10 protein-coding genes are annotated in these 13,425 nt (G+C 48.1%); 4 read left to right on the plus strand and 6 right to left on the minus strand.

The window, feature by feature from the left end; genetic code table 11:
• The first annotated feature begins 73 nt into the window (after positions 1–73).
• Together QUA62_RS01775 and QUA62_RS01780 are read left to right on the plus strand one after the other, a co-directional pair.
• Positions 74–553 (plus strand): NUDIX domain-containing protein, encoded by a 480-nt coding sequence (locus tag QUA62_RS01775; RefSeq protein WP_190662957.1) that lies wholly within the window; start codon positions 74–76, stop codon positions 551–553.
• Between the two features lie 574 nt (positions 554–1,127).
• On the plus strand, positions 1,128–2,891 hold the full coding sequence (locus tag QUA62_RS01780) for a hypothetical protein (RefSeq protein ID WP_333402117.1): 1,764 nt from the start codon (positions 1,128–1,130) through the stop codon (positions 2,889–2,891).
• A gap of 246 nt (positions 2,892–3,137) precedes the next feature.
• Here QUA62_RS01780 and QUA62_RS01785 read toward each other — a convergent pair whose 3' ends face one another.
• Complete coding sequence (locus QUA62_RS01785; protein WP_333402118.1) at positions 3,138–3,875, minus strand: class I SAM-dependent methyltransferase; 738 nt, start codon at positions 3,873–3,875, stop codon at positions 3,138–3,140.
• A gap of 7 nt (positions 3,876–3,882) precedes the next feature.
• Positions 3,883–4,080 (minus strand): hypothetical protein, encoded by a 198-nt coding sequence (locus QUA62_RS01790; RefSeq protein ID WP_333143062.1) that lies wholly within the window; start codon positions 4,078–4,080, stop codon positions 3,883–3,885.
• 570 nt (positions 4,081–4,650) lie between these two features.
• Between QUA62_RS01790 and QUA62_RS01795 the strand changes: the two genes are divergently transcribed.
• The gene (locus QUA62_RS01795; RefSeq protein ID WP_333284008.1) at positions 4,651–7,197 is read left to right on the plus strand and encodes a mannose-1-phosphate guanyltransferase; all 2,547 of its coding nucleotides are present in this window, start codon (positions 4,651–4,653) and stop codon (positions 7,195–7,197) included.
• Between the two features lie 49 nt (positions 7,198–7,246).
• Here QUA62_RS01795 and QUA62_RS01800 read toward each other — a convergent pair whose 3' ends face one another.
• Positions 7,247–7,402 (minus strand): hypothetical protein, encoded by a 156-nt coding sequence (locus QUA62_RS01800; protein WP_333402119.1) that lies wholly within the window; start codon positions 7,400–7,402, stop codon positions 7,247–7,249.
• Between the two features lie 9 nt (positions 7,403–7,411).
• Here QUA62_RS01800 and QUA62_RS01805 point away from each other — a divergent pair, with 9 nt between their 5' ends.
• A complete protein-coding gene (locus tag QUA62_RS01805) occupies positions 7,412–7,969 on the plus strand; it encodes a single-stranded DNA-binding protein (protein ID WP_333284010.1) in 558 nt (185 codons plus the stop codon).
• A gap of 162 nt (positions 7,970–8,131) precedes the next feature.
• Here QUA62_RS01805 and QUA62_RS01810 read toward each other — a convergent pair whose 3' ends face one another.
• The 3 genes from QUA62_RS01810 to QUA62_RS01820 form a co-directional block, all read right to left on the minus strand.
• Positions 8,132–8,479 carry a hypothetical protein gene (locus QUA62_RS01810; RefSeq protein WP_333402120.1) on the minus strand — a complete coding sequence of 116 codons (348 nt, stop codon included), beginning with the start codon at positions 8,477–8,479 and terminating at the stop codon, positions 8,132–8,134.
• A 799-nt stretch (positions 8,480–9,278) separates the two neighbouring features.
• Positions 9,279–10,337, minus strand: coding sequence for a potassium channel protein (locus QUA62_RS01815; RefSeq protein ID WP_333284012.1), 1,059 nt, complete (start codon positions 10,335–10,337; stop codon positions 9,279–9,281).
• A 249-nt stretch (positions 10,338–10,586) separates the two neighbouring features.
• Entirely contained in the window at positions 10,587–13,421 is a 2,835-nt protein-coding gene (locus tag QUA62_RS01820; RefSeq protein ID WP_333402121.1) for an AAA-like domain-containing protein, read from the minus strand.
• Between the last annotated feature and the right edge of the window lie 4 nt (positions 13,422–13,425).

A 13,425-nucleotide genomic window follows, 5' to 3' on the forward strand; every position in this document is an offset into this window, starting at 1 on the left:
CTTGCCGAAGCATCCTTTGGATTGCTAACATCTGCCGCTCGTTAAACCTTTTGCTTAGGGAATATCTACTTCTATGGCTCGCGAGCCGATTCAAACATGGTATTTTACCCTAGTTGTCGTTCACTTAGAAGACCGTTTTCTACTGGTACAAGAGCGCAAGTACGAGCAGCAGTGGTATCTCCCAGCAGGGCGAGTGGAAAAAGGGGAGACTTTGCTCGAAGCTGCTATGCGTAATACCCTTGAGGAAGCGGGCATTTCCATCATCATTGAGGGAATTCTCCGGGTAGAGCACACAGTGATGCCTAAGGGCAATGTGCGCCTCCGAGTCATTTTTGTGGCTCGTCCACAAGATAAGACGCCACCCAAGAGTAAGCCGGATGAGCATACTTTGTGCGCTGGCTGGTATTCTCTCAAGGAATTAGACCAGTTGTCGTTGCGGGGAGAGGAAGTTCGAGAAATGTTTCAATATATGGCAAGCGGCGCTCCAATTTATCCCATCGACTTGCTCACCATCGAGGGAGCTCCTTTTAAAAATTACCGCTATCGCTGGTGAATCCATCGATTTTGGATTTTGGATTTTGGATTTTCGAGTGAATAATTACTTCCACGGATGAATCCGGTTGTGTAACCGAATTGGAAACAGGGGTCGATCGAACGGATCGATCGTGTTTAATGAATTAGTGGCCCTCCAGATCCCGGAAAAAGACGGTATAGCAGCGGTGCAGTCTGTTTTTTGCTCGCCCCAGTCCTGCCCGCCTGACGCCCGCTGACGATTCTCAACAATACCTGAGAAACCGTGTATAGGATTCGGTCAAAGGCATTCGGCAAGAAAAACAATGGTTTGAGCAATTAACAACGTCCTCACCCTATTTGCGGTTGCTATACAAGCGTGGAAGCAGGCAAAAAACCGGGTTTCTACGCTTGAGTGCTTGATGTGAGGGTCGCGAAATCTTAATAAAAGTCGATCGGGCAACTTCGATACCGACCGTGCTAAAATTATACCTTTGAATTCTCCAACAGCAACTTTTAAAATCACTCAAAAAAAATATCAATTAATAACTATTAACTTCCAATTCCCAATTATCAATTCTCAATTACCAATTACCAATTCCCCATTCCCCATAGTCATGACTGACTCTTCCTCCCTAGCCAACACCCTTTCCGAACCGCTGCGCCAGCCTTATTGGTGGGCAGCCCTAGCTTCTGTCAGCCTTCACGGAGTGCTCGGAGTAAGTGCCCCGACGCTCTCAAGCGTACTTTATGGTGGAAATTCCTCAAAAAATATTCCCGGTTCTGTCGGCTTGGTAGAACTAACTCCCGCAGAAGCCGGCCGGCTGCCACAAACCATACCACCGCGCGCGTCTAATACGCGATTTACGCCATTTTCGATCGCACCAGTTCCCCTTCGACCCGCGCCAAAGTTAGCCCCGCCCTTGCCCCCCCCACCTGATACCATCAACTTGCCCGCCATGCCGCCGGGAATGCCGCCTCCTGGATTCTTTTCCCCTCTGCCTTATCCCTCTCTCCCGCCGTTAACGGCCCCAACAGCCCCGCCACCTCCCCAAACTCCATCATCCCCAACAGTCAGAACCCCCTCCCAGCCAACAACACCGACTATCATCCCACCCGTACCTCCCAGCGGTTTTCTTTTCCCGCCCTTACCGGGTAATTTCGATCGCAATATCCCGCCGCCGCCATCGCTGCCAGAAGCACCCCAGCTTCCCGGCGGCGGCTCCGAAGATGAAGCAGAGGCGCTCAAAAAGATCATAGCCAGTAGAGGCGGACTCCCACTATTTCCAGACGGAGCTCCAGTCTTTACCCCGGAATTCCCCATTAGCAGGAATGTGGGACCCGATGGAGTACCAAAATTGACTCAAAAAGATCCCAATAAAAGGAATCTCATCGCAGAAACTCCCGAAGAAAGAATCAGGAGGGCACAATTTGACCAGGGACAGCAACAGCTAGAACAGCAGGGAGTTCCCGGTGCAAACTTACCCACCGACAGAGAGACACTGCTTGCGGCTGCAAATACCTATGTTGCTTTGTTTGAGAAATTCAAAAAGGCTTATCCTGACTTGGAAATGACAGGCCCGACTCCTGTGCCTGTCCCTTATCCCGTAACAGCTTGCTCGGAAAAACTCCAAGGAAGAGCTGTTTTTGGAGCAGTTGTCAGCCCTCAAGGCTTGCTCAAGGCCGAGCCTCAGCCGATCGTCCCGACGGGTTACGGTATTCTCGATAATGCGGCTAAAATTGCGATTATTAGCCCTTCTCTAACATTTGAAGCAGCCAGCACGCACAAGCTTTACCAACTGGCTGTCGAGTTTAAGTACGACGAAAAAGTTTGCAGTGGCATTCCTGTCACACCAACCAGGCCCAACCCACCAGGCCAGCAGCAGCCAGCGCCCGCCCCGACAGTGCCCAGCAGACCAACAGGCCAGCCGCCCTCCCCAGCGCCTATTGAAGTGAAACCGCAGTTTGAGAAGCCGCCGGCCCCGGCCACCAAACCGCAGCCAGGGGCCAAACCGTCGTCGCCCGCACCCAAGCCTGCGGCTCAACCGTCACCCTCGCCTGAACCGAAACCAGCAGCGGAACAGTCGCCTTCTCCTCAACGGCAACCCGCCGAAGAGTCCCCGCAGCCGGAAGCTGCGCCATCTCCTGCCGCCGAAGAGTCCCCGCAGCCCCAAGCTGCACCATCTCCTGCCGCCGAAGAGTCCCCGCAGCCCCAAGCTGCACCATCTCCTGCCCCGGAAGTGTCGCCCTCGCCGGAAGCTGCGCCATCTCCTGCCGCCGAAGTGTCGCCATCTCCTACCCCGGAAGTGTCGCCATCTCCTGCCCCGGAAGTGTCGCCGTCGCCTGAAGCAGCGCCATCTCCTGCGGCTACCGAAAATTAATTGGGCATCGGTAATTGGCAATCCGGTAGGGGAATGGGTAATATCCAATCTGCTTGCTTGACTCTTGTGAGTTAGTAGTTAGTAGGGTGCGTCAGCTTGAATATTTGTTGCTTCTAAAACTAATTTCTACTTGCTGACGCACCCTACTTTATCCACTAAGAATGAAGTTGTTTTTCGTCGCCCCGACCAGGCTGTGGACGATTGAATTTTTGACTGCAAAGCTAATTACCTATTCCCCTTAACCTCTCAAGTGTATTGAACTTTATACATTTGGAATAAGTCGCCGCTTTGCTTTTTTACTACCTTAGCGCCCGCAGCTTTAATCATTTTTTCCCAATCTTCAATTGTCTCTAAAAATACTTCGCCGGCTCGATAAGTTTCCAAAATTGCCCAATCTTCTGCTAGAGGAGCATCGGGGTTGAGGACATCAAAAACAAAATGACCGCCCGGTTTTAGTACCCGCTTTACTTCTCCCATGACAATACTCCAATAGTCTATGGGATAGTAACAGCTAAAGCCTGTAGCGAGGCATAAATCGAACTGAGCCTCCTCGTAATTTAACTGGTGAGCGGGAGCCCATTCTACGCCTTTGAACAGCTTAGAATTGAGCTGAGGGCCGCGAGCGTTTAAGGCGTCTCGCGCTGCGCTGCTGATTTCTTGACCGTAAAAATATGCCTCCCAATCCCGCCAAGGGTAGATGAGAAAGCTGACTCCGCAGCCAATGTCTAAACAGCGCTGATTTTTTTGAGGTTTGGCAATTTTCCAGAAGGGAGAAACTGTTTTTGCTTGGAGAGTTCCTGCAACTGATTCTAGGAAAATCGGCATTGCTTCGACTTCTTCGGGTAAAGCGAAAGCTTCTCCCCGGTATTCGCGATCGAATCGAGAAGCGACTTGCGACAGTAAAACTTGCCAGCTATCTGATTTTCCTTTAGCAAACCAAGTCTGCTCCTGACCCGCGACTGGGCGATCGGACTTTTTAGACATTCTTGAATTACCTTTTAGAGGCTTTGAGAGCTTTTGTAAAGTTTTGGCGGTAAGGCTTATTAAAAATTAACGCGGGCCAGAGCAGCGAGAGCTTCAGGCGATTTGTAAAACTTCTGTCGAAGTTAGTGCGATTGAAACCATTCCAAAATTTCCAAATACCGCCACCGTAAGCGATCAGCAATGCCAAGCTAATTAACGTACTCATTTAAAAAACCCCTAAGCAATGGATAGGATTTTGGGTCAGCTAGTCAAAGCGCTACCCTTAATCTATCATTTATCAGACGCCAAGGCGCACCGATAGCGGTAGTAATTCCACCTTTAGAAAGAGACTTCAAAATCCCCGCTGGCGACAAACTTAAAAATAACACCCCCAAAATAGCTTTCACCGAGCAAGCAAGAAGGGACTTCTGCCAAAAGTCGAGGATTCTGAGGACTTATACGATTGAAGAATTGAAGAATTAAAGAATTGGGAATGACTCATGACAGAAGGGTTTCGAGCACGGGCCTACAGTTGCATTCTTTTTTTTAACTGGTATTACCCAACATCCCCTACAAATCCGAGCTCGACTGGGGGATGGGTGCGATGCCGCCAGTTCTAATTCGGTTGAAATCGGTTGCTGTTGGGGGACGGCCAGGCCGAACGGGATTTCCCAGACGTGTCACTACTCGAAGATATTTAAGTAAGAACTGATTGCTGGTGGCCGACGAATTCCAGCAGGCAAACTTTTTCTAGCGGACAATGGCGGTAGAGAGCTTTCTAAGCAAGGAGGATTTTATGCGTGCAGTGCTAATGGCTGGTGGGTCGGGAACGAGGCTCAGACCCCTGACGTGCGATTTGCCCAAACCGATGGTGCCAATTCTCAATCGCCCGATCGCAGAACACATTATTAATTTGCTAAAAAGGCATCAGATCACGGAAATTATTGCGACGCTGCACTACCTTCCCGATGTCATGCGCGAATATTTTACTGACGGGGCAGAGTTTGGCGTTCAAATAACTTACGCTGTGGAGGAAGACCAACCGCTGGGTACGGCTGGTTGCGTCAAAAATATTGCTGAACTGCTCGATCGAACTTTTCTGGTCATCAGCGGCGACAGCATCACAGACTTCGACTTAACGGCAGCGATCGAATTTCACCGCAGCAAGCAATCCAAAGCCACGTTAATTTTAACTCGCGTTCCCAACCCGATGGAATTCGGGGTCGTGATTACCGAGGAAAATTACCGCATCAGTCGCTTTCTGGAAAAGCCTTCTAGCAGCGAAATTTTCTCCGATACAGTCAATACGGGTACCTACATTTTAGAACCCGAGGTCTTGGATTACCTGCCGGCAAATCAGGAGTGCGACTTCTCGAAAGACTTGTTTCCCATGCTACTGGAAAAAAACGAGCCGATGTACGGCTACATCGCCGAAGGTTACTGGTGCGATGTCGGCCAGTTAGATGTTTACCGGGAATCTCAGTACGACGCGCTGCGGGGAAAGGTCAAACTGGATTTGAGCTACTACAACGAAGTTCGATCTGGACTTTGGGTAGGTCAGAATACTTTTATTGACGATAGCGCGATCGTCGAAGTACCGGCCATGGTCGGCAACAATTGCCGGATTGGAGCCCGAGTTAAAATCGATGCCGGTACAGTGATCGGAGATAACGTGACAGTAGGGGCGGACGCCAACCTCAAACGTCCCATCGTCTGGAACGGAGCAATTGTCGGTGAAGACGCTCATCTTAGGGCCTGCGTGATTTGCCGGAGCACCCGCGTAGACAGGCGCGCTCACGTCCTCGAAGGTGCTGTCGTCGGTTCAATGTCCATCGTGGGAGAAGAAGGACAAGTGGGGCCAAGCGTGCGCGTCTGGCCGAGCAAAAATATTGAATCCGGCGCTCTGTTAAATCAAAATTTAATTTGGGGAGAACAAGCTAAGCGGAATTTGTTCGGTCAGCGTGGCGTTCAAGGACTGGCAAATGTGGATATTACTCCGGAATTTGCGGTGAAATTGGGCGCGGCTTACGGCTCGACTTTGAAACCCGGGACTGCGGTATCAGTTTCTCGCGACCAGCGGAGCATTTCGCGGATGGTTTCGAGGTCTTTGATTGCGGGTTTGATGTCGGTGGGAATAAATGTGATCAATTTGGAATCGACGGCAATTCCGATCGCGCGCACGGTTTCGTCTACGATATCAATTGCCGGCGGCATTCACGTTCGCATTTCTCCCGATCGCTCCGACCACATTTTAATTGAATTCTTCGATATCAAAGGCATCAATATTACTAAAGGAGCTGAGAAAAAAATTGAGGGGGCTTATTTTAAGGAAGATTTGCGGCGAGCTCTAATTCCGGAAATTGGAGAGATGACGTACTTTAACCAAGCTCTCGATGTTTACAACCGCATTTTTGAGCGGCAGATGAATGTTGAGGCAATACGCTACAGCAATACTAAGGTGGTAATCGATTACGTTTACGCGGTTTCTGGAGCAATTTTGCCCCAAATGCTTGCCAAGTTCGGCTGCGATGCGGTGGTCCTCAATGCCAGTCTCAAGCAGACTTCTCTAAGCAACGGGGAACGGGAATATTTGCTCGACCAACTCGGCCGGGTGGTGAAAGCACTCAGCGCTAATTTTGGAGTGCAGGTATCGGCTAACGGCGAACAGCTCATTTTGGTAGATGAGTCTGGGATAGCGATTCGCGGGGAAATGCTGACGGCGCTGATGGTAAATTTGATGCTGACTTCTCATCCCACAGGTACAGTAGTAGTGCCGGTGCATGCGTCTTCTGCGGTGGAGGCGATCGCCCGACGCTATCAAAGCAAGGTAATCCGCACGAAGGCGAACCCAACTGCTTTGATGGAAGCCGCTAACAGGAACCCGAATGTAGTTTTGGGCGGCAGCGGCCTTATGGGTTTTATTTTCCCGCAGTTGCATCCCGGATTTGACGGAATGTTCTGCATTGCTAAAGTGATAGAAATGATGACGATTCAGGAGCGATCGCTCGGACAGATCAAGGCGGAACTTCCCCGCATCACCCACCGCAGTTACAGCGTCCGCTGTCCTTGGACTATCAAGGGTTCGCTGATGCGACATTTAGTAGAAACTCATTCGCCCGATCGTTTAGAATTATTAGATGGAGTGAAGATTTTTAACTACAGCGACGACAATTGGGTATTAGTTTTACCCGATGCTAGTGAACCGACGGTTCATATCTTCGCCAACAGTGAGGATCGAGATTGGGTATCTGAAACGTTGAAGGAGTACCGCACCCTCGTTCACGATTTTGTCAGTCAAGCCGAGGCGGCGGTTCTCCAAGATAAATTTGGTAACAACGTGTAATCCGTCATCGGCGACAAATAATAGCGATCGGGCGCAGAAAAATCAGTAATTACCAATTACCAATTGGCAATTGGCAATTGGCAATTCCCCAAAGCAAGACGAACAAGTCATCGGTACACGGATAGCTATTTCTTCCTTCTTCCTTCTTCCTTCTTCCTTCTTCCTTCTTCCTTCTTCCTTCAACATCCAATTCCCAATTACGCACAGATAACAGATGAATAGCTGCATTTTGATGGCGGAAATAATTCAACAACCGCAACTCCGTTATACTCCTGACAATCAACTTCAAATCGCTGAGATGTTGGTGCAGTTTCCCGGCCCAAAACCCGAAGATCCGCCCGAACATTTGAAAGTGATAGGATGGGGAAATTTTGCTCAAGAAATTCACGAGAAATATCACGAGGGCGATCGCGTGATTATTGAGGGACGGCTGAGCATGAATACGATCGAAAGAGATGGTATTAAAGAAAAGCGCGCTGAGCTGACAGCTCAAAGGATTTACAGTGTCGGGGCTGATGCAATGAGTTCGGCTCCCCCTACTAGAACCGCCCCGGAACCGGCTCAAATTCGCGACAGCGCGCCGGCTAATGTGCCGAGCAATGTGGTTCCCATGAGTTCGCGAGGCCGCAGTTCTAACAGCGCTCCAGGTGGCGCTAACCGCACGTCTAGTTCGGATTGGAACTCGCATCAGTCTTCAAATTCTGAGTCCGATCGATCTTCGAGTTCGCCTAACGAGCCGGAAAATCCCGATTACGATCCGATTCCGTTTTAAAAAGTAGAGTGCGTCACTTTACGAGCGATCGCAAAACTTCGCCCTTCGATCGCAAGTGACGCACCTTAATTTAAGGGCGATCGCACTTCAGGAAAAAAAGGGCGATCCTCTTCGAGGGCTGCGCTAACGAATTTGGCTGAACTACGAGCTAAATTGCAAATTTTACAGCTTGATCGTCACAACTTTTTTCTTGCTTTTTTCGTCGCGCAGCACGACGGTATTGTAGGGTGATGTATCCGTCCCCAGCGGAATTGGCAGCTTAAAGCTGCTGCTCTTATGCTTAACTTCGCCTAAATCAATGCTTTTCGTTATATTGCCATCTGTTGCCAGATAAGCGGTAAGTTCGCCTTTATAATCTTCAATCAAAAAGTCTCTGAAGAAAAGGACTTCCCCAGCACCCTCGACATCGATACCAAGGATGACCGTACCGCTAAACGTTGCGCCTTTTTCTTGTTCATCAACCGTCGCCATTTTAATTTCCGAGGGGTCTTGACCGGACATATCTGCCATAAATTTTTTCTCCTGAGCGGAGCGCAATAATTAACAAGAATCTTACCTGACGCTAGGGGCGATTGCAAAACTCTTAGGACGTATTTCTGCATCGGTCTTGCTTCTCTCTGAGGTTAGAGAAGCCCGCGATCGCGAATTATACCACCAATTCTCTCAATTCTTGAGTCAGTAAGTACAGACCGTTAAAATTCTATCTATAATACCCCCAAGTCTCGCAAACACCGCCGCGTTAATTCGATTCGATATTTAGCATCCTTAGTCGGGAGTTTTTAAGTGATAGGGTGGAGAATTAAGCCTGATGTTTTTGATAATTTAAGAGCGATCGCACTTGGCTCAATTAAAGGCGATCGCCATTAAAGATTATTCTTTCCAGTAACGGGTGAAAATCCGCCTTACTTCTGGAAGCAATTGTTGTAACCGTTCATATTTCAAACCAATTAATAGCTGTGTTTATTTCTGATTCTATTCAATATGATTCAGAAGGTCGCTCCTGTTTCTGTGTAAAAAAATTTCTCTTATGTTCTTTGACCACATACTGTTACTATTTTGGAGATGTCTATTGAATCTACAACAGAGGAGCGCGACCGCCTGCCTCAGCTATTGCTTATAAATGGGTAGAAATTTTTAGCTCAACAGTTGTATTTTTTGTGGAGTAAAAGTTTGAGGACTGTCAGTGCATTTGTAGGGGGGAAGTCCAGGTTAAAGAATCCCCGTGCGTTTACGCCATCGAGTGTCAATTGTTATGGGAAGCATTGATCGAGAGAGGACTTGCATTCCTGACTACAAACTTGACATCGTATTAGTTCGGGGGCCGGGGGAGGCGAAAACTCAGGGGACTGAGGATTTGATTGAGAGTTCGCAGTTGTTCCGCAGTACCCAAACAAATCAGCATATCTCCTCCTTCGATCGCAGTTTCTCCAGTAGGCCCGACAATCAAAGTCCCGCCAGCGCGCCGCACCGCTAAAACCAAGGCCCCCGATTGCGATCGCAACTTGGCATTTCTCAAAGTTTGCCCGACGTAGACACAACTATTGGGATCGACCAAAAATTCCTCCATGTAAAAAGAACTGTCGGTACCCGTCAAAACACCGTCTAAAAAATCCATAACTTGAGGCCGCAAAGCAGCCGCCGCCATGCGCTTTCCCCCGGTAATGTAGGGGGATACGACGGCATCGGCGCCGCCCCGCTGCAACTTCTTTACGGCTTCTTCTGTGGTGGCGCGGGCGATCGCCCGTACCTTCGGATTCAGAGTTTTCGCTGACATGACAGTATATAAATTCTCGGCATCCGAGGGCAAAGCTGCTACTATGCAAATTGCGCGATCGATCCCCACATTCACCAAAGTTTCGTCCAGAGTCGCGTCTCCTTGGACAGCCGTGTACCCCAGCGCCAAAGCAGCCTCAACCGAGTGTACCGCCGAATCTATCACCACAAAAGAGATATATTCGGCCTGAAATTCCAAGGCAATTTGGCGGCCAGTGCGCCCAAAACCGCAGAGAATGTAATGCCCGCTCAAAGAATCTACCAATCGTCGCTGCTGCCTAATTCTTGCTCCTTCTTGAAAATATCCTTCAATCAGCGCTTCTGTAAAGCGGTTGACGATGAAACCTATCACAATCACGCCCATCAAAATCAGGCCTATGGTAAACATTCGCCCGCGTTTGCCGAGGGGGTGAAGTTCACCGTAACCGACAGTTGCTAGGGTAAATACTGTCATGTAAACGGCATCTAGCAAAGACCATTTTTCCACCAGGCAATACCAGAGAGTACCCGTGCATACAATGCCCCCAAGGGCGATGACTCCGTTTCTTAAGTCTTTTTGCAGGCGCTGGTACTTTTGTTCTAGAGTTGAATACACTGATCGGGCTGACCTATTACCTATTAGCTGCTACCAATTTTAACCATATCAGCCCTAGACGCAGGGGCGGTCAATCGATTTTAGATTTTAGATTGACCCCACGGATAAATGCGGGGGCTTGAGGATTTTCGATTTTGATTTGGGATTGATTCCACGGAGAAATCCGGGGGCTTGTACCATCAAGAAATTTTTGGTCAAAAAGCCAGTTTCTGCCTAGATAGTTTGCTGCCCAACTCAACATTTTGACTCTTAACCCGGTTTTTTTTGCGTGAGTTCCGACTTAGTTCCAATCCCGTCGCAGAGGTGGCGATTGTTGTGATTTGCGATCGGATTTGTCTGAAAATAATTGCGGGCTCCATCGCAACCCTGCAGCAACAAATCGTCAAGATTAAAATTCCACAGCATCACCGTACCGTCAGCGCTAGCACTAGCGATCGCTTTGCCGTCTGGACTAAAACTCGCACTCCAAACAGCATCTTTGTTACCTTTTAAGGTTTGGAGCAACCTACCGTTAATATTCCACAGCCTCACCATTTTGTCTGTGCTTGCAGATAGCAACATTTGACTGTCGGGACTAAAGCTGATATTTGTCACTCCACTTGTATGCTTTAAAATACTTAGCGGTGTGCCGTCTTTGCTCCAAATTCTCGCCGTTCCCCCAGCACTTGCAGCCGCCAGCATTCCTCCGTCTGGACTGAAAGTTACACTCATAATTTTATCACTTTCCATCTGTAAAGTTCGGAGCAATTTGATATCGGTGCTGGCTTCGAGTGACTGCTGTTTTTGCATTTTTTCCGCAACCTTTCTCAAACTCCAAAGTTTAACAGTGCCATCAGTGGCAGCCGCAGCAATTATCTGACCATCTGGGCTAAAACTGGCGCTGGTTATCCAACCTCGCTCCACTTTTAAACTTGACAATTCTTCCCCGCTTATTTTCCATAGTTTAACTGTTCCATTGGTACTTGCTGAAGCAATAATTTTGCTATCTGGACTAAAAGAGACGCTTGTTATTTGACCGCTGTGTCCTTTTAAATCATGAAGCAATTCGCCATTTTTTTGCCAAATTTTGACAGTTTGGTCGTCGCTTGCCGAGACAAGCATCTGACCGCTAGGACTGAAAATTGCCATCCTAATTTTATCAGTATGCCCTGTCAATGTTGCTTGCAAATTTCCATTATTTTGCCAAAGTTTGATATAATTATCATCGGTAGCAGTCACAATTGTTTGACTGTCGGGACTGAAACTCGCGAAAGCAAGGGTACTGGCTTGAGTCTGCAAGCGGCGGCGTTCCCGAAAGTTGTAAACTGCCTGTTCGAGGGCGATCGCCACTCGCATCTGAATATCTGAACTCACTCCGAGCGATCGTTTCATTTCTGTAACAGCTCTGATGCTTTCTAGCAAAGCTTCTTCTTTTTTATCTGCGGCAAATAGCGTTTCTGATAGCAAACTGAGAGTGAGAATTTTGTTGTTTCTTTCTTCGATTGACGGTTTAACCCAAAAAGCTACTATCAGGATTGATATTAATATGACTGCGGCTCCTGTAACTGTTTGCACTCTCAGTTGTTGCTCGCGCCAAAGTTTAACTGCAATCGCTTTTTTCTGCTTTTGTGCTTCGCTTAGTTCCTCTAGTAACTTTTTTTCGCGGCGCAGTTGTTCAATTTCAGTTTGAGTTTGTTTTTCGCGATCGCGCAATTTGGTAAATTCCGCTTCTTGACTCGCACCTAAAAATTGATAATCTTGGGTGCTCAAGCTTTTATTTGCCGCCCACTGTCGGGCATCTTCCAGTGCTTGACCGCGCAACAAGCGAGATTCGTCTTGACAATTTGTAGCTATCCATGCTGTTAGGGATTCAGCATAGGGGCGCAAGTCGCCGAGCGCTTTTTCTACCCAGTTATGGTTGAATATAGCTGCGTAAATGCGGTTGGATACGGTTAATTTTCCGGCTCGTTTTACTACTAATCCGCTCAGCCGCAATTCTGTTTGTTCGGGACTATCATCCGCCCAGATTCCCCCACCCCCCTTTAACAAGGGTAATGCTGGCATTTTCTCGCCCCTGATTAAGGGGGGTGGGGGGGGATCGCAGGGTGGCAATATTTTTTGATATAGTCCTAATAACCTACTGGCGTGGTGCTGACTTCTGAGAAGGCGATCGCGAATTGTTTTGATGTGTACTGGTTCATCGGACGATTCCCAATTATCAATAATATGAGATTGCACTATCTCGCTAATTAATAATGGATTTGTAGTAAAATTTTCAGTTTGGCTTTCATCCGTTGAGTCTGATATAAGAGAAGCCGAAGCTAAGCTTTTTACATGGTGCAGAATCAGCTTGCAAAGCTTTTGAGTCAGAAATGGCTGCCCTCCAGTCCAGTCCAAAATCTCTTTTAAAACCTCTTGAGGATTGTCTACTTTTCCCTCAAACCCCTTTGCTAAAGGCAGAGCTTCCTGTAATGTAAAACCGTGCAATTCAATTGCTAAACCGATATTAAAGGGCGTGCGAGTTGCATCGCTAATTAAATCCGATGGCGTAGCTACTCCCAGCAAAGCAAATGTAATGCGCTGGTATTCTGAATTGTGAGCGCGTTTATTGTAGCAACATCTAATTAATGCAAAAAAATCGTCTAGCGGTTCTTGGAAACTCAGAACGCTATCAATTTCATCAATAAAAATGACCAGGTTTTGAGAAATTTTGACCAGCAGCAACTCTTCAATTAACTCTCCTAAGCGCTGCACCGGCGGCATCAACTCTCTCTCCCGCCACCAAGTCATAAACTCGACTGGGTTAAACAGGTTGAAACTGCACAATAGCTTGTAAGCGACGCCGCCGTACCACTTATCTAGAGAGACTTGCTGGTTGCCAATGTCCGAAAGGTCGATCGTAGCACAGGCAATGCCATCAGCCGAGAGTTTTTGTACAGTTCGCACTAGCAAACTGGATTTGCCCATTTGTCGGGAATTGAGCACGTAACAAAACTCTCCGGCTTTGAGGGCTTGATAAAGTTCTGAGTCAGCTTGTCGCACTACATAAGTAGGTGCATTTTGCGGGAGACTGCCGCCGATTTGATATTGGTAATCGACTGTCATTATA

This window comes from Microcoleus sp. MON1_C1 (genome assembly GCF_036701945.1).
Classification (GTDB): Bacteria; Cyanobacteriota; Cyanobacteriia; order Cyanobacteriales; family Microcoleaceae; genus Microcoleus.

Coding starts and splice junctions, on each gene's coding strand:
- QUA62_RS01775 (WP_190662957.1), top strand. CDS start 74: ATGGCTCGCGAGCCGATTCAAACATGGTATTTTACCCTAGTTGTCGTT.
- QUA62_RS01780 (WP_333402117.1), top strand. CDS start 1,128: ATGACTGACTCTTCCTCCCTAGCCAACACCCTTTCCGAACCGCTGCGC.
- QUA62_RS01785 (WP_333402118.1), bottom strand. CDS start 3,875: ATGTCTAAAAAGTCCGATCGCCCAGTCGCGGGTCAGGAGCAGACTTGG.
- QUA62_RS01790 (WP_333143062.1), bottom strand. CDS start 4,080: ATGAGTACGTTAATTAGCTTGGCATTGCTGATCGCTTACGGTGGCGGT.
- QUA62_RS01795 (WP_333284008.1), top strand. CDS start 4,651: ATGCGTGCAGTGCTAATGGCTGGTGGGTCGGGAACGAGGCTCAGACCC.
- QUA62_RS01805 (WP_333284010.1), top strand. CDS start 7,412: ATGAATAGCTGCATTTTGATGGCGGAAATAATTCAACAACCGCAACTC.
- QUA62_RS01810 (WP_333402120.1), bottom strand. CDS start 8,479: ATGGCAGATATGTCCGGTCAAGACCCCTCGGAAATTAAAATGGCGACG.
- QUA62_RS01820 (WP_333402121.1), bottom strand. CDS start 13,421: ATGACAGTCGATTACCAATATCAAATCGGCGGCAGTCTCCCGCAAAAT.